Raw genomic sequence first — 16843 nt, forward strand, 5'->3', positions numbered from 1 at the left:
CCGGGCCCACAGGGTATACTGATGATTATATTAATAAATTCGATGGCCAATCCCGAACCGGGCTGCCGCGAAAACCCTGATGCCTCTCCAGAAGAACGGACAATATGACACAAAAGCACTACGACACCCTCGTTATCGGCAGCGGCCCCGGCGGCGAAGGCGCCGCCATGAAACTGACCAAATCGGGGCAAAAAATAGCCATTGTAGAGAAACACGCCAAGGTCGGCGGTGGCTGTACCCACTGGGGCACCATCCCCAGCAAGGCGCTGCGCCATAACATCTCCATGATGGTGGACTATAAGCGGAACCCCCTGTTTCAACACAGCATCGAGCAGGTCAACGTGGACTATCCGCGCATGCTGCGGGCGGCGGACTCGGTCATCCAGGAGCAGGTGAGCACTCGCTACCGCTATTATTCCCGCAATAACGTGGACATCTTCTACGGTACCGCCGCCTTTCTTGACGCCCACACCCTGAATATCCGGCATGTGGATGGCTCAGCGGAACAGGTGACGGCCGATCACTTTGTGATTGCCACCGGCTCCTCCCCCTACCACCCGGAGGATATCGATTTTTCCCATCCGCGGGTACATGACAGTGACAGCATCCTGTCGCTGAAGCACACGCCAAAATCCCTGACCGTCTATGGCGCCGGGGTGATCGGCTGCGAATACGCCTCGATGTTCTGTAACCTGGATGTCAAGGTGAACCTGGTGGACACCCGGGATCGCCTGCTCTCTTTCCTGGATGACGAGATTACCGACGCCCTCAGTTACCATCTGCGTAACCAGGGGGTGGTGATCCGCAATAACGAGGAGTACACCAGGGTGGAGCCGCTGGACGACGGCGTGGTCCTCCACTGTAAATCCGGCAAAAAGTTTAAGACAGACATCCTGCTTTGGGCCAACGGGCGCTCAGGCAACACCAGGGGCATGGGCCTTGAAGAGATCGGCGTCCAGATCAATCATCGCGGACAGATCGAGGTCAACGAAAAATACCAGACCGATCTGGCGCATATCTTCGCCGCCGGTGACGTGGCCGGACCACCGGGACTGGCCAGCGCCAGTTATGATCAGGGTCGCTTCGTCGGCGCCCAGATCAGCGCCGGCAAGTGCGACTGGAGCCTGATCGAGCAGTTTCCCACTGGCATCTACACTAACCCCGAGATCAGCTCCCTGGGCAAGAGTGAGCGGGAACTGACCGAACAGCAGGTCCCCTACGAGGTAGGGCACGCCATGTTCAAGAGTATCGCCCGGGCACAGATTACCGGACATACCGTGGGCATGCTAAAGATCCTGTTCCACCGGGAGACATTAGAGATTCTGGGTATTCACTGTTTTGGCGAGACGGCCGCGGAGATCATCCATATCGGCCAGGCGATCATGTCCCAGAAGGGCAGCGCCAACAGCCTGCTCTACTTCACCGAGACCACATTCAATTACCCGACCATGGCCGAGGCTTACCGCGTGGCGGCACTGAACGGTCTCAACCGGATCTTCTGATACCCAGCCAAAAGATCAAATCCACACCGACGGTCAGCCGTATCGGCAGGAGCGGCGCCCTCGCCGCGAATTCGGCCCGGGGCGAGCCTCCCACGATGAGTTCAGAGCTAAAAGGCTGGAGTAAGCTTATGAACCCCGGCACACAGATCAGGCGCCGATCTGGCGCAGGCGCCTGACCGCACCGGGATGGCCCTGAGCCGCCGCTTTCCGATACCAGCGGATCGCCTGCTGCGGGTCCTGCTGTCCCCCGCGCCCGATCCGGAACATCTCCGCCAGGTTGTACTGCGCCATGGGGTCGCCATGCAGGGCCGCCTCTCGATACCAGTTGATCGCCTCCAGCGGATCGGAGGGCACGCCCAGGCCCTGATCATACAGAAAGCCCAGGTTAACCTGGGCATAGCCGTAGCCCTGCCGGGCCGCCAGGGTCAGCCAGTACAGCGCCTGGGCATAGTCCCGGGCAACGCCGTCGCCGGTTCGATACATATCCCCCAGGCAGTTACGCGCTGCGGCATGCCCCTGCTCGGCCGCCTTGCCGTACCAGTCAGCCGCCAGGGTCCGGTTTCTCGCCACACCCAGCCCCTGGTCATAACAACGGGCCAGGCGATACTGGGACTCGGCATCGCCCTGCTCAGCCGCCTTGCGAAACCAGCGTACCGCCTGGCTACGGCTGACCTGGACACCGATGCCTTCGTTGTAAAGCAGAGCCAGATTGTACTGTGCATCCGCCAGTCCCTGGTCGGCCGCCCGTTGATACCAATCGACCGCCTTGGCGAGATTCCTGGCTATCCCTTCACCACGATCGAACAGCACCGCCAGACCATACTGTGCCTGCACATCGCCGCGCTCGGCCAGCTGCGCCCAACAGCGATAGGCCTCGCCATAGGCGCGCCGCGCATAGGCCGCCACGCCCTGCGCATAGGAGACGGCATCCTGCCGCACCGATGCCTGATGGTCCTGCCCCTGTGATATGGAACGCCGCGCAGAGAGCATCCCGAACTCCTTCAGATATAAACACGGCGTCGCTGTCCAAAAAGGCCGCTTACCGGGCTGTCTACTAATAGCGACTTTCCGGTTTTTGAGGTTGCCAAAGAAGAGAAGTGCTACTGCCCCATTGACCACAAGCAAAAACACGGTTTGCGCCGTGAACTGAATAATTAAAAAACGGCATAGTATCCCATGAAAAGCGACCTGTTTCCCATTACCGGATTCTCAACCCGTCAGCGGCTGAAGAGCGGTCCGGAAACTGGCACAATACCCACCTACACGTCCCGCTGCATACCGGCCACAAACCATGAAAAAACGCTATTTGTCACTCTCCTGCCTCTTGCTGCTTCCTGCCCAGGCGCCAGCCGACAAGCAGGCCGAGCTGGCCATCCAGCGGGATCAACTGCGGCATGAAATCGAGCATATCCGGCAGACCACCCGGGATGCGCGTACCCGGCTTGACGCTTTACAGGAGCTGATTGAGGCACAGCGCGAGCAGAACCGCCTGCTGGATCAGCAGCTGCAAACCGAATCGGCTCCACTCCCACCCGGAAGCAATTAAGATAGTTCCTGACTACCCATAACGCTCAGCCAGGTTCGAAATCCGTTCATTCGCGGCTAATATTTCCCCTACCCTGGCTGAGCCGGACGGGTAATTGGGAAATGGTTTAATTCCCTGCACAGCTAATAAGAGGAACCACACCCAGGTTATCCACAGTACCTGTGGATAACATTGTGGAAAAGTTGCTGAAATCAGTCTGAACAGCCTGCCCATTAAACCATATTATTATTTTGGTTATTTTTTATACGATTTATAATTATTATATAAATCATAAAGTTATATTGACTGATAAAACAATTTCCCGATCACCAAGAAAATTATTCTGAAAGATCCCCACGCCGCTGCCCGGTGTTAACAAACTCTCAGAATGACAATGACTTAGAGGATATTTCAGACATAATCACACTGATTGTCAGACCATTTAGCAGGCTTAACCCTGGCATTAATACGCAAGTGGAATCCGCCGGGAAAATGCACAGCGGGGAAGCCACATTCAGCCGATGGCTGATAGAATAGGCCGATGTCATCATCCGAAACACCATTCTGGGTCGATAAAACCCTTGCCCAAATGACTCCCGGGGAGTGGGAGTCGCTTTGTGACGGCTGCGCCAAATGCTGCCTGCACCGTTTTGAAGACGAAGAGACCCGGGAGATCCAGTTCACCAATGTCTGTTGCCGCTATCTGGATCAGTCCGATTGCCGCTGCAGCGACTACCCCAACCGCTCCATCAACGTACCGGATTGCGTCACCATCACCCTGGAGGTACTCCAGGACCCCTACTGGCTACCCGAGAGCTGCGCCTACCGGCTGCTGGCGGAAGGCAAGCCACTACCGTCGTGGCACCCACTAGTCTCCGGTGATCCTGATTCGGTTATCTACAGTGGTCACTCAGTGGGTGGTCGGGTGATCAGTGAACTGCAGGCCGATGACCTGGAATACCACATCATAGACTGGATCAGATAACAGCCTTAACGAGATAACCCGTGGAACCGATCAGTACCATTACCGAATTCCTGGAAACCAGCGGTGCCCGATTGCGCTTCTTCGACATGGGGCGCCGGGTTGACAAAATCTCCCGGGATCGCTTTCTGCAGTTTGAAAAAACTGCTATCCCCTACCCTTTCCCGCTGCAGCAACAGGCCTGGTTTGCCCTGCTGTTCCAGGATAAAAGCAGCCAACAGGAACCGCTGATCTGGTTCCTGCGCCTGCCGCTGGACGAACAGGGAAAGCTATTGCAGGCGGCACGCGATGACTTCATGCATCGACTGATCGAACGCATCGGTGAAAAAATGCAAGCGGACAGCGAGGGCCAGCAGCTGGAATCGGCGTTGCAGGACAACCCCTACAGCTTTAAACCGAAGGACGAACGCATGGCGATCTTTCATGCCCGGATTTCCCGACTGCTGAACGCCCCGCCTTCCCGCTTCTATGCACATGCACAACACTACTTTTCCGGCCAGCCGGGATGGGAGCAGTGGTCCTTTGTCGGTTATCAGGGCATCGCCGACCTGGCGGCCCGGCTGGACCAGGATGGCAACGAAACCATCGTCGCCAGCGCCATCACTGTCATGCCCGCCCAACCCTTGATTGCCCTCTGCCACTGCCTGGAGAATGAAACCCTGCCACGGCAAATCACCCAGGCACTGCTCGATCGGGTAGACCATGAGTTGCAGCAGGCCACCACCGACCCGGGTTTGCTGGCGGCGGCAATTCGCGGCAGTGCCCGCTCCAGCGCACAGCGGCCGCAGCGAGAGCTGATCAGCCGTATCCTCACATCCCCCGGTGGCAACCATATCGAGATTCTGACCGCCGTCTCAGGGCGCGCCTGGGAACAGCTGCTGGATGCCGAAATACGCCATCTGTTCCTGGAACGCCTGGCCGAGAACAGCGCTGGACAGGAGGCGTTTAATCTCTGCATGGCCGATCTGCTCTACCTGCCCGGCATGCGTCAACCGATCCTCGCCACGGTGCGTGACCCCAACCGTTCAAGCCGGCTTTCGAGCGCGATCGGCGCCCTGTTCCAGGGCGTAACTGGACAATAGGATGGCAGAAAAAGGCCCTGCCTATCGGATCACCAACCCGAAGGGCATATCTACCTGACCGACGGAAACCGCGACCTCAATACCACGATGCAATCTGTCCCTACCGGCTAATCCCACAATAAAAACCAGTTAAATCAGTCAGTTCCGGTAAATAAATACTCCAGCGACAAAAATATGCCCTATTATTGATATATGTCGCACCTTTATCTGTCCCAACACCTGCGTGATCAGCTGGGGCTGCTGGCGAGTCTCGCCTATCCCCATGAGGCCTGTGGTGTGCTGTTCGGGAAACAGGTGCAGGGGCATATTTCGGTACACAAGGTAGAACAGATAGCCTATCCCGATCAAACAGAAGGCGACTTCCGCCTGGAACTGCTCAACCAGCAGCAGATCGATCGCAGGACAAAAAAGCAGGGACTGGAGATCGTCGGCATCTGGCGCGCCCTGCCCGACCAGAGCCATATCCCCTCGGATGGCGAACGGCACCTGGTGTCCCCCGGCTACTCCTATCTGATCGCCTCCATTACTCCGGTAGGCATTGCCGAGCTGCGATCATGGCGACTGAACAGCAATCGGTTTGAAGAAGAGGACCTGGTGTCCTGAGCGGCCATCCGGTCACAGATTGTCCAGATAGTCCCCATATCCGGCAGCGGTCAACTCCTCACGCGGTATAAAGCGCAGTGCGGCTGAGTTCACGCAGTATCTCAGACCGGTTGGCTGTGGACCGTCATCAAACACATGGCCCAGATGGGAGTCGCCGTGGCGGCTTCGCACCTCGGTACGCGGCCAAATCAGTTTGTAGTCGGTCTGCTCGACCACAGCATCGGGATTGATCGGCCGGGTAAAACTTGGCCAGCCGGTTCCCGACTTGAACTTGTCACGGGAAGAGAACAGCGGCTCGCCGGTTACGATATCGACATAGATGCCATCCCGTTTTTCATCCCAATAGGTGTTATTAAAGGCCCGCTCAGTAGCATCCTTCTGCGTGACCTCATACTGCAACGGCGTTAACTGCCGGCGTAACTGCTCATCCGTCGGTTTGACGTAGCGCTGATTGCCTTTAGAGGAGGCAACGACCTCCTCCAGGGATTGGTTATCGGCAACCGGTGCCATTTTCTCAGCCCCTGCATTCAGCCAAAACATAGTGGCTACAGCAGTCAGGATGATTTCCGCCCCATATCCTCTCATGGTCATACTCCTTGCTAATTAGTTTGTCTTCTAACAGAGACCCCGACAGACCATCCTTTGTTTCCGTCGTTATAAAACTGTGACATTTACCACCAGCGCAAACCTGGAGATTGCCACCCGACGGCACGAATTGCATTCGATGGCATGAAATGTCATGCTCCTGAAATTCCCATTGTTTACCGAACTTTATGCATGGATATCTCACTACTCAGAACCTTTCTTGAGGTTGCCAAAGTTCGTCATTTCGGCAAGGCGGCGGAAACTCTGTGCGTTACCCAGTCGGCGGTTAGCGCACGTATAAAACAGCTTGAATCGACGCTTGATGTGGAGTTGTTTATCCGCAAGCGTGGCGACATCCAGTTGACTATTGCGGGAAACCGTCTGCAGCGCCACGCGGAGACCATCGTCAAGGGATGGGCAAGGGCAAGGCAGGACATCGCCATGGAATCTTCACTCTCCGATTCCATCGCGATCGGCTGCATGAATGATCTCTGGCCTATCACGGTTAAGGGACTGTGCCTGCAACTGACTCAGCAGGCACCCGAAATGTTGATGCAAATCGAGATTCTGACCCGTGATATGCTGATTCAGCGCCTGACCTCCGGACTGCTCGATCTCGCGTTCATGTTTGAGCCGCCGCAGATGTCTGAATTGCTGATCAGAAAAGTGATGGATGTTCCGCTTATTATGGTTTCGTCCCGGGAAGGTCTTCTGGCCGCAGAAGCGGTGCAATCCGGCTACACCCTGGTGGATTGGGGTAACAGCTTTGCCAGTCTGCACGCCGAGTACTTTCCCGATGCGGCAGTCCCGATAATGCGGACCGGATCGGGTGGTCTGGCTTATGATCTGATACAACAACAGGGTGGCACCGCCTATCTTGCCGAGCAGATGGTAAGCGAGGCGCTGGCACAGGGGAAGCTGTTCCGGGTAGAGGATGCGCCGGTGCTGGAACGACAGGTATACCTCGTGGTTCGCCCGGAAAGCGAACAGCGCAAACCGGTCAGGAGCGTCATCGCCTGCCTGAAAGCGGGTACCTGAAAAAATGCCGGTACAGCAAGCGCGTGTACCGGCATCATCAAAATCAGAAATGATCCGAATGTTTGTTGGTATTTCTGCGGGGACTGTTGGGTTTCCGCGCACCACTCTCTTTATCGCGCATGGTTGATCGCTTGCTCCTGCCACCATCTCCCTGCTTGCGGTTCTTATGGTGCACTACATCTGACCATTCACCGAGGTCATCATCAAATTCATCCCTATCGGAACGTCTACTCACTGTCAGATCTCCAATAAAAATTGGCTGGTAATTGCTTGTTCAGAGGTATTTTTTACTGCGAAATGGACCGGGAAAACAACTTAAAAATTTTATGGCAAATTCAATACGCCTGCCTGCACCGCTCCTTAGCCCGGAACAGATCTGGACAGACAGGTCCCGCGGTCAATCAAAGCCGATAAAATCAGGGTCTCCCAACAACTGCCGCAGCCGGCGTAGCTCCATCAGTTGCTCGACACGACGTCTGGCGTCGGGCGAGCTCTTTTTCACCCTGGAAGCGCTATAGTCCAGATCAGACTCGTCATCGGTGTCCAGATCATCGTCATCCAGAACATCATCAACCATATTCATTACATGCCAATCTCACGCAAACAAAAGAGGCACAGTAATTACTCCCAGCGCCACCCGGAGGTAAAGTTAATAATTTTTGTCGTGATGATAAAAAATATTAATCAATGACGGCGCTATCCTACAGCGCTTTTCGGGGGCTATGTCCCAGTTACCTGGTGCATGAGAAGTGGCCATTTTGTAGAAGCGGATTTATCCGCGAAATTCGCGGCTGAAGCCACTCCTACCGCTACGTTTGGCCGCCGGAGCGGGGTTAGACCCGTAGGCGGCCCGCCCCGGGCCGAATTCGCAGCAAGGCGCCGCCCCTACCGGGCGAATCGCCAAGCGAAGCCAAAACAAGACCAACAACTAATTGGGACAGGGCCTTTTCGGGATCCGAATGGATGCATAATTGTGGGGACAGCCCGAGAGTCGGCTAGCCGAGGGAATGGCCATGATCTTCCAGCAACCGGGTAATAAGCCCCATCCGCACCTGAGTCCCAGGTAGTCGGGTCTTGACGACATAACCGCCACCGGGAGCCTCTGCCATGGGATTGCCGAGCTGATCTTCCAGCACCTCCAGGACAAACTGTTGATTGCCGGCCGGCGTCAGCAGTTCCAGCCGATCACCCACGGCAAACTTGTTTTTCACATCCAGCAGCACCTTGCCGTCTGCCTCATCCACCGACATCACTTCCGCCACAAACTGCTGGCGGGCGCTGCGGGAGGAGTTGTCCCGGTAGGACTGCAGCTCCTGGCTTTCATGACGCTGGTAGAATCCGTCGGTATAGCCCCGGCTTGAGAGATTCTCCAGCTCACCCATCAGCTCCGGGCGGAATGGTCTGTCGGCCACCGCATCATCAATGGCCTGACGATAGATCTGGGTGGTTCTGGCAGTGTAATAATGGGATTTGGTGCGGCCCTCAATCTTCAGGCAATCGACGCCGATCCGCACCAACCGGTGGATATGCTCGACGGCCCGCAGGTCCTTGGAATTCATGATGTAGGTGCCGTGTTCATCCTCGAAAATCGGCATGAACTCCCCGGGCCGCTCTTTCTCTTCGAGCAGATAGACCCCGTCGGCCGCCGGATGCCGTATCTGACCCGACTGGGCCACACCGGTCATCTCTTCGCCCGCCTCTGTCTGGCCCACCTTGTACTCCCAGCGGCAGGAGTTGGTACAGCTCCCCTGATTGGCGTCACGATGATTGAAATAGCCGGACAGCAGACAGCGGCCGGAATAGGCGATGCAGAGTGCACCATGTACAAACACCTCCAGCTCCATTTCCGGACAGGCCTGGCGGATCTCCTCGATCTCATCCAGGGAGAGCTCCCGGGAGAGGATCACCCGGGTCAGTCCCACCTGCTGCCAGAACCGGACCGAGGCGGCATTCACCGTATTCTCCTGTACCGAGAGATGTACCGGTAACTCCGGCCAGCGTTCCCGTACCAGCATGATCAGACCGGGATCAGACATAATCAGGGCATCCGGACCCAGTGCCACTACCGGCTCTATGTCGTGCATGAAGGTCTTCAGCTTCGCCCCGTGGGGCATCAGGTTGCAGGCCAGAAAAAACTGTTTATTCAGGGCATGCGCCTCGGCGATGCCGGTCGCCAGGTTCTCTTCCATGAAATCGTTATTGCGCACCCGCAGACTGTAGCGGGGCATACCGGCATACACCGCATCGGCACCATAGGCGAAGGCATAGCGCATGTTTTTCAGGGTCCCTGCGGGGGAGAGCAGTTCGGGTCGTTTCATGGGGCAGGCTTACCGGGGGGATGAAGAAGCGGAAAACTATAACGCAGAGCCACCGCAAAACCAAAAATCAAGACCCTGGAAAAATCAAGGACAAACCGAGGCGGCGCTGCTCACGTAAGCAACAACATAAGGCAAAACCAATAAAAATCACAATACTTCCTGATTATAATCGGTAGCCTGAAAGATTCAGCCGGAACAACCCATTAAAGTTGCCCGGCAGCCGGTCGAAAACGTAACATATGATACCAATGTATCCCTCTATAGGACTCGGAGGGATGTGCAACAGGCCGGACCGACCCTGGAAAAGCACACGGAATAACCGACATCACCCAACGCCTGAGTCCACTCATGACCCCGATACAGGAAGCCATCGAACAAGCCAAAAGCCATATCACCGTGGGTGATATCATCAGTAAAAAGCTGCTGGAATGCCCGCCCTCAACGCCGATCATCCGCGCAGCCGAGATGATGTGGGAATCCAGATACAGCTCCATTGTGATTACCGACCAGCAGCAGGCGCTGGGCATCTGGACCGAGGCCGACGCCCTGAAGCTGGACATGTCCGACGATTCGGACGCTACCAATCAGCCGGTTGCCAACGTCATGAGCAGGCCGGTCAAGAGCATTGAACTGCTGGCTTCCCTGGAAAAGGCAGAGCGATTGATGCAGCTGGAGCATATCCGCCACCTGCTGGTAGTGGACCATAACGGCCAGCCGGCGGGCCTGCTCAGCCAGAGTGATCTGATTCGCGCACAAGGGATTGAACATGATCTGCTGTTACGTAATATCTCGACCATCCTGAAACGACCACTGGTGGTATTCGAGGCCTCGTTGCCACTCGCTCAGGCAGTCAAGTCTCTACATGAGGCAGAGGTGGATGCGGCCGCTGTGTTTTATGGCGAAGACCGTCCTTACGGCATCTTTACCGAGCGCGACTTCCTGAAAAGCATCACCGTACAGCGCACCTCCGTCAGCGTCGGCGAAGCCGCCAGCAGGCCGCTGATGACGCAGCCAGATCACCTCTCGCTGATGCAGGCCCGCACAATTTTCGACCAGCAGGGATTCCGCCATCTCGGCATCACCAACAACAGCGGCAAACTGATCGGTATCCTGTCATTTTCGGAAATCCTTGCCGGTATCGACCACAACCATGTGGATGACCTGCGTCGCGCGTTGAAAGAGCGCCGCATCGCCCTGGAGTTGTCACAGGAGAACCTGCATCTGGCCCGGCAGGTGATCGAGGCCTCGCGGGACGGCATCATGGTGACCGATGCGAGCGGCTTCATCCTGTCGGTCAATCCGGCGTTCACCCGCATCACCGGCTACAGCGCCGAGGAGAGCATCGGCAACACCCCGGCCCTGCTCAAGTCAGGAAAACATGACGCGGCCTTCTACCGGACTATGTGGGACGCCGTGTACAGCGAGGGCTCCTGGGCCGGTGAGGTATGGAACCGGCGCAAGAACGGAGAGATCTACCCGGAGTGGCTGACCATCAACGCCATTCGCAACCATACCGGCGAGATCACCAAGTTCGCCGCTATTCTCACCGACATCACGGACCGGAAAAAGAGCGAGGAGCAGATCAAGAACCTGGCTTACTACGACGTACTGACCGGGTTGCCCAACCGACGGCTGTTCAACGACCGGCTGAATGTGGCTATCGCCAACGCCCACCGGCACAACCACCTGTTGGCCGTAGTCTTCATCGACCTGGACCTGTTCAAACGGATCAATGACACCCTGGGACACACCATCGGCGACCGACTGTTGGTGGATGTGGCCCAGCGAATTCAGGCTGAGATACGGGAAGGCGACACGGTAGCGCGCATGGGGGGGGACGAGTTTACCCTGCTGTTGCAGGAGATCGAGGATGCGGACGCGGCCGTGGCCCTGGTGCACCGTATTCTCAGCGCCATCGCCCGGCCGGTGGCGATCGCCCACAACACCCTCTACATCACCGCCAGTGTCGGTATCAGCATCTACCCCCACGATGGCACCAACAGTGAAAACCTGATTCGCAACGCCGATACCGCCATGTACCGGGCCAAGGACAACGGACGCAACAGTTATCAGCTTTACACCGCTACCATGAATGCCTCGTCGCTTGAGCACCTGGCGATGGAGAGCAATCTGCGCAAAGCCCTTAAAAACGAGGAGTTCATCCTCCACTATCAGGCAAAAATAGCGGCCGACACTGGACGGATTACCGGTGCCGAGGCACTGATCCGCTGGCAGCATCAGGAGCTGGGCTATATTGCACCCTCACTGTTTATTCCGTTGGCCGAAAGTCTCGGCATTATTTGCGAATTGGGAGACTGGGTGCTCATTACAGCTATCCGCCAGTGCCGCGCCTGGATCGAGCAGGGACTGGACGATTTTCGTATCGCAGTCAACGTGTCCGCCAACCAGCTGGTCCAGGACGGTTTCAGCGAGCGGGTAATCAGCATACTGCAACAGGCCGGCGTCAATCCGCGCTACCTGGAACTCGAACTGACGGAGAGTGCGGTCATGAAGCGTTCCGAAGATGTGGTGCCGATGCTGGCATCGCTGAAGAGTCATGGCGTGCATATATCTATTGATGACTTCGGTACTGGCTACTCCAATTTCGGCTACCTGAAGCGCCTGCCTATCAACAAGCTGAAGATAGACCTCTCCTTTATTCGTGATGTACCAGCCAACCGGGATGACTCCGAACTCGTCTCCGCCATGATCGCCATGGCCCACAAGCTGAGTCTCTCGGTCGTTGCAGAGGGGGTGGAAACGTCAAAACAGGCAGAATTTCTCCAGCAGCAGAGCTGCGACGAACTGCAGGGCTACTTTATCGCCCGGCCGCTGCCCGCCAGGGAGATAACCCCGCTGCTGTTTGCCGGCACATTTGCCCTGGAGCAGTAAGCCAAACCACTCCGCTCGCCGCTTTGTTCTGATCCGGGTTTGCAGTATTCTCCAGTCCTCGACCGATCTCTTTTTCCCAACCCCGGCAGAGATATGAGCAGCCAGCAGGCACCCTTTACTGAAGACGCCGCCATTGTGGTCCATGCGCTGGCGGACTATATCCGCGAATCGGGCAACAGAGACGTCCCGGTTATCCACCAGCCTGTACTGGAAACCGTAATTGAACAGCTTGAGCTTCGACAGCACATTGCCCGGGGAGACCTGACAGGCGAGTCACTGCGCCATTTTGTCCAGGACTATCTGAGCGCCACCACCCGGCTGCACCATCCCGGCTTTCTGGCCCATCAGGTGGCGGTGCCTCACACCACCGGGGCGCTTGGCTCCCTGATCGACGGCGCCACCAACAACGCCATGGCCATCTATGAGATGGGCCCGGCAGCCTCCAGTATCGAGTACTTCATGATCAACTGGATGTTGGAAAAAATTGGCTGGACGGGTACCACCAGCAACCGGCAGTTGGACCCGCAATCCGGGCATGCCGGTGGCGTGCTGACTCACGGCGGCTCACTGGCCAATCTCACCGCGCTGCTGGCGGCCCGCGGCGCGCGGGTGCCGGCATTCTGGAAATCCGGCAACCCGGGCAATCAGGTGGTACTGGTGCCGGAGCAGTCGCATTACTCAATGAAACGGGCAGTGGCCATTCTCGGCCTGGGCGAGGACAACTGCCTCACCCTGCCGGCCGATGCGGATGGCCGGGTGCAGCCCGCACACATGACCGAACAGATCGCTGATCTTCAATCACAAGGCAGACAGGTGATGGCCATCGTGGCCAATGCCTGCGGCACGGCAGCCGGTCTGTATGACCCGCTCACGGAGATCGCTGCTATTTGCCGGGAACACCACATCTGGCTGCATGTGGACGCCGCCCATGGTGGCGGCGCGCTGGTATCGGACAAACTGCGCCACCTACTGCACGGCATTGAGCTGGCCGACTCGGTGGTCTGGGACGCCCACAAGATGATGTGCACACCGACCGTGTGCGCCGCCGTGCTGGTGCGGGACCACCGCCACCTGGATCACGCCTTCGAGCAGGAGGCGAGCTACTTGCTTCACGCCAAGGATCAGCCCGGTTTCGACTTCATCTCCCGTACCGTGGAGTGCACCAAGGCAGGCCTGGGACTACGGCTGTTCATGACCATCGCGGCGATGGGAGAAGCGGGGCTGGCGCGACATGTGGAGGGGCTGGTGCAACGCGCCCGGGAGGCGGCCGATCTGATCAGGGAGCGGATTGGCTTCGAACTGGCCATCCAGCCCGAGACCAACATCCTTTGCTTCAGGATCAGCGGCAATGACCATATCCAACTGGAGATTCGCCGACAACTGCTGGAACGGGGCGATTTCTATATCTCGTCCACCCTGTACCGTGGACAACGCTGGCTGCGACTGGTGTTCATGAACCCGGCCACCAGCCTAAACGACATCCAGGCACTGCTGGATGAGATTGTCGACATCCGCTCGGGCATCGACTGAACCAGCATCGAAGCGGGATTGGTAACCACCAATCTGGCGCTGTCCCAATTATGTGTTGGTACTGATTTGACCTGGAGGGTCGGCCCATAGGTGCCGGGTTATCCGGGATTTTCGCGGCTGAAGCCGCTCCTACCGCTACGCTTGGGTCGCCGGAGAGGGGTTTGACCTGCAGGAGGCCCGCCCCGGGGCGAATTCGCGGCGGGGCGCCGCTCCTACCGCTACGCTTGGTCGCCGGAGACGGGTTTGACCTGCAGGAGGCCCGCCCCGGGCCGAATTCGCGGCGGGGCGCCGCTCCTACCGGGCGAATCGCCAAGCTAAGCCAAAACAAGACCGACAACTAATTGGGACATAGCTAAAAAATTCACCGCGCCTCATGTGAACATCAACTGGAACAGCCGTTACTTTTCCGCTTTCATGGCGGCTTCGACTTCCGATTTGAGCGGCGCCGACAGACCCTTATCCAGCGCCAGTTTAAAGTGCTTTTTCGCAGTTTCCTTATCGCCAAGATCCCTCAAGGCAAGCGCCAGATGATAATCAGCCCGCCCCGAATCGGTTATCCCCATGGCCGCTTTCTGTAATGTAACCTTGGCATTTTTCAGGTCTCCACTACGATACAAGGCCCAACCCCAAAGATCCTGGATGTAAGGAGTATCAGGCAACTCGGCGTACACCTTTCCTGCCAGGTCACGCGCTCTCTTGATATCCTGGTTCAGATCCAGCAGGTTGCTGGCAAGGTTATCCATGGCCGCCAGATAGTCGCCATTCAGGGACAGTGCCGCTTCGTACCGTTTATTGGCCATGTCCAGTTTCCCGGCAGCCTGATACAAGGTACCCAGTTCATACTCCAGTATCGCCTTGGTTGGGTTCACCTCGACAGCCTGTTTCAGGGTTTCGATGGCTTGAGGAATATCGTTTTGATCGAAATGAATACCGGCCAGCGCAATCCAGGCACTTTCGTCAGCAGGATCAAGATCGATATATTGGCGCAGGTAACGACTGGCCGCCGCATAGTCTTTTTCCGCGCGGGCCACTTTACCCCCCAGCAGCAGTGCCGGCGGGTAGGGTTGCGGACGTTCGATCAGGGCGGCGAGCGTCGCCTGCGACGCCTGGACTCTTCCGCTGGTCAATTGCAGATCAGCCAGGCCATATAAAAAATCATCATTGTTCGGATACTTCCGTGTGGCCCGCTCCAGCACGCCGATCGCATACTCATTCATGCTTTCGCCTAGCAACACCGGGATCATCACTTTCAGGATATTTGCCGTATCGGCCTCATCGACACTCTTCAGGGCTGTTTCATACTCATCCACCGCCTTGATCACTTCACCAGCCAACAGGTGTACCCTGGCCAGCTCAAAGCGGGCGTATGCTTCGGCACCGGGCACCTTCTCCAACAGCTCCCGAACAGCTTTTTGGGCGGCCCGGGTATCCTTGGTTACCTCCGCCAGCCCCATCTCGAGCTGGAACAGGTTTAACGGATTGTCCGCAATCAGCGGCTTAAGCGATGCGACCCACTGTCTGGATTTTATGGCATCGCCAGTGGCCGCATAAGAGAGCGTCAGATACAGGGCTGCCCGGGTTGTGAGTGCACTGTTATCCAGCTTATCGTCCGCTAAAACCGGCGAAAGCAGGTCAATGATGGATTGGTAGGACTGGACCTGCTTGTAGTTTCGCGCCAGTGCCAGATGAAAATCCCTGAGCCCTGCCGCTCTGGCCGATGGTAGTTTTTCCAGGTAATAGATAGCCTGTCGAGTGTCCCCAGCTCTGTCGGCCAACCAGCCGAGATAACGGTTGGCCAAGTGGTCTTCGGGCGTCACCTGCACCACTTGCCGCAGCAGTTTTTCACCCATTTTCAGATCGCCATTAAGAATCTTGGTGACGCCATATTTGGTGATCACCTCCGCTTTCACGGGGGGCAGCGCCACAAGCCGCTGAAACGCCTCTTCCGCGGCCTTGAAGTTCTTCATCATCATCAACGAGATGCCGGCAAGCTCCAGTGCATCCTTATCCTTGGGGCGTCGCGCCAGAATCCTGGCAATTTGAACATTGGCTTCCTGCTGTCTTCCCGCCTGAATAAGTTTAACGATCTCCTGCAACTGACTGTCGCGAATAACCGCCGGGTTGCTAATACTTAGCGAATCGATGGTGGGGGCTTCTATGGGGGATGACTGTTCAATGGTAATGGCATGGCTGGACGTTACCATGACCATCATGAATGCAACGCCTGTTAACAACCGATACATAATGGCGTCCTCTTCTGTGATTCGGCTTATTCGTTAAATCGGGGTAATACTAAAAGAATAACCCAAAAGAACGGGGTCCGTAGCTTTGTTATTCCACATCAGGCAGACGACCTGTGGCTCCGGGGCGGCATACTGGTTTTCCGCCGGATTGGCGCTGACCGACGACGGCCCAAACAGATAGATGACCCGACCCTGTTGTGCATTATGGTAATGAAGATTGAATTCGATACCCGCACTGGCCGTGAAATGATACTGCAGCCTGTGTCCTTCCCGCACCAGCACGCACTCTTCGTGTATCTTTCCCGATGCTACGGATTTTTTGATTGATTCCTGACTCTTTTCGGCCCCGTCCGGATGATGTGCCGGGTAACCGGGTAGACTGACCAGCAGGCCGCCCAGTATAACCGCCCGCATTATCAGGCTATTGTTCCGTTCATGTTTTGGATGATTATTGTGGGTCATAATTAAAAAATTATAGTCTGGTATTTTTTTATTGAGTCAGTGGAATCCAACACAACATGCCATCCGCCTCGCAGGCGTGCG

General features: G+C 56.7%; 14 protein-coding genes. 8 read left to right on the forward strand and 6 right to left on the reverse strand.

Annotation, left to right across the window (positions count from 1 at the left end):
* Window positions 1-104: 104 nt before the first annotated feature.
* Window positions 105-1502 carry a Si-specific NAD(P)(+) transhydrogenase gene (gene sthA, locus ACHZBF_RS13655; RefSeq protein ID WP_029132121.1) on the forward strand — a complete coding sequence of 466 codons (1398 nt, stop codon included), beginning with the start codon at window positions 105-107 and terminating at the stop codon, window positions 1500-1502.
* Window positions 1503-1649: 147 nt separating this feature from the next.
* Here sthA and ACHZBF_RS13660 read toward each other — a convergent pair whose 3' ends face one another.
* Entirely contained in the window at window positions 1650-2492 is an 843-nt protein-coding gene (locus ACHZBF_RS13660) for a tetratricopeptide repeat protein (protein ID WP_051301772.1), read from the reverse strand.
* A gap of 301 nt (window positions 2493-2793) precedes the next feature.
* On the opposite strand from ACHZBF_RS13660, the gene ACHZBF_RS13665 reads away from it, so the two are divergent.
* The 4 genes from ACHZBF_RS13665 (at window position 2794) to ACHZBF_RS13680 (ending at window position 5694) form a co-directional block, all read left to right on the forward strand.
* A complete protein-coding gene (locus ACHZBF_RS13665) occupies window positions 2794-3048 on the forward strand; it encodes a hypothetical protein (RefSeq protein ID WP_321528748.1) in 255 nt (84 codons plus the stop codon).
* A gap of 520 nt (window positions 3049-3568) precedes the next feature.
* Window positions 3569-4012 carry a YcgN family cysteine cluster protein gene (locus ACHZBF_RS13670; protein ID WP_321528749.1) on the forward strand — a complete coding sequence of 148 codons (444 nt, stop codon included), beginning with the start codon at window positions 3569-3571 and terminating at the stop codon, window positions 4010-4012.
* Between the two features lie 20 nt (window positions 4013-4032).
* Window positions 4033-5091, forward strand: a complete 1059-nt coding sequence (locus tag ACHZBF_RS13675; RefSeq protein ID WP_321528750.1) for a DUF3549 family protein — start codon at window positions 4033-4035, stop codon at window positions 5089-5091.
* 192 nt (window positions 5092-5283) lie between these two features.
* Window positions 5284-5694 (forward strand): Mov34/MPN/PAD-1 family protein, encoded by a 411-nt coding sequence (locus tag ACHZBF_RS13680; protein WP_051301771.1) that lies wholly within the window; start codon window positions 5284-5286, stop codon window positions 5692-5694.
* A 12-nt stretch (window positions 5695-5706) separates the two neighbouring features.
* On the opposite strand, the gene msrB is transcribed toward ACHZBF_RS13680, so the two are convergent.
* The gene (gene msrB, locus ACHZBF_RS13685; protein ID WP_394707579.1) at window positions 5707-6279 is read right to left on the reverse strand and encodes a peptide-methionine (R)-S-oxide reductase MsrB; all 573 of its coding nucleotides are present in this window, start codon (window positions 6277-6279) and stop codon (window positions 5707-5709) included.
* A gap of 192 nt (window positions 6280-6471) precedes the next feature.
* Here msrB and ACHZBF_RS13690 point away from each other — a divergent pair, with 192 nt between their 5' ends.
* Window positions 6472-7317, forward strand: coding sequence for a LysR substrate-binding domain-containing protein (locus ACHZBF_RS13690; protein WP_321528751.1), 846 nt, complete (start codon window positions 6472-6474; stop codon window positions 7315-7317).
* Between the two features lie 397 nt (window positions 7318-7714).
* Here the strand turns inward: ACHZBF_RS13690 and ACHZBF_RS13695 are convergent, their stop codons facing one another.
* Entirely contained in the window at window positions 7715-7900 is a 186-nt protein-coding gene (locus tag ACHZBF_RS13695; RefSeq protein ID WP_029132117.1) for a PA3496 family putative envelope integrity protein, read from the reverse strand.
* Between the two features lie 412 nt (window positions 7901-8312).
* Window positions 8313-9635, reverse strand: a complete 1323-nt coding sequence (gene trhP, locus ACHZBF_RS13700; RefSeq protein ID WP_037374578.1) for a prephenate-dependent tRNA uridine(34) hydroxylase TrhP — start codon at window positions 9633-9635, stop codon at window positions 8313-8315.
* A gap of 348 nt (window positions 9636-9983) precedes the next feature.
* On the opposite strand from trhP, the gene ACHZBF_RS13705 reads away from it, so the two are divergent.
* Entirely contained in the window at window positions 9984-12527 is a 2544-nt protein-coding gene (locus tag ACHZBF_RS13705; RefSeq protein WP_037374577.1) for an EAL domain-containing protein, read from the forward strand.
* A gap of 93 nt (window positions 12528-12620) precedes the next feature.
* A complete protein-coding gene (locus tag ACHZBF_RS13710) occupies window positions 12621-14057 on the forward strand; it encodes a pyridoxal phosphate-dependent decarboxylase family protein (protein ID WP_321528752.1) in 1437 nt (478 codons plus the stop codon).
* A 398-nt stretch (window positions 14058-14455) separates the two neighbouring features.
* Here the strand turns inward: ACHZBF_RS13710 and ACHZBF_RS13715 are convergent, their stop codons facing one another.
* Both ACHZBF_RS13715 and ACHZBF_RS13720 read right to left on the reverse strand, forming a co-directional pair.
* On the reverse strand, window positions 14456-16270 hold the full coding sequence (locus ACHZBF_RS13715; protein WP_321528753.1) for a tetratricopeptide repeat protein: 1815 nt from the start codon (window positions 16268-16270) through the stop codon (window positions 14456-14458).
* A gap of 63 nt (window positions 16271-16333) precedes the next feature.
* Window positions 16334-16714, reverse strand: a complete 381-nt coding sequence (locus tag ACHZBF_RS13720; protein ID WP_321528754.1) for a hypothetical protein — start codon at window positions 16712-16714, stop codon at window positions 16334-16336.
* Between the last annotated feature and the right edge of the window lie 129 nt (window positions 16715-16843).

Origin of the sequence: Sedimenticola selenatireducens, assembly GCF_963675335.2 — a bacterium.
Lineage (GTDB): Bacteria > Pseudomonadota > Gammaproteobacteria > Chromatiales > Chromatiaceae > Sedimenticola > Sedimenticola selenatireducens.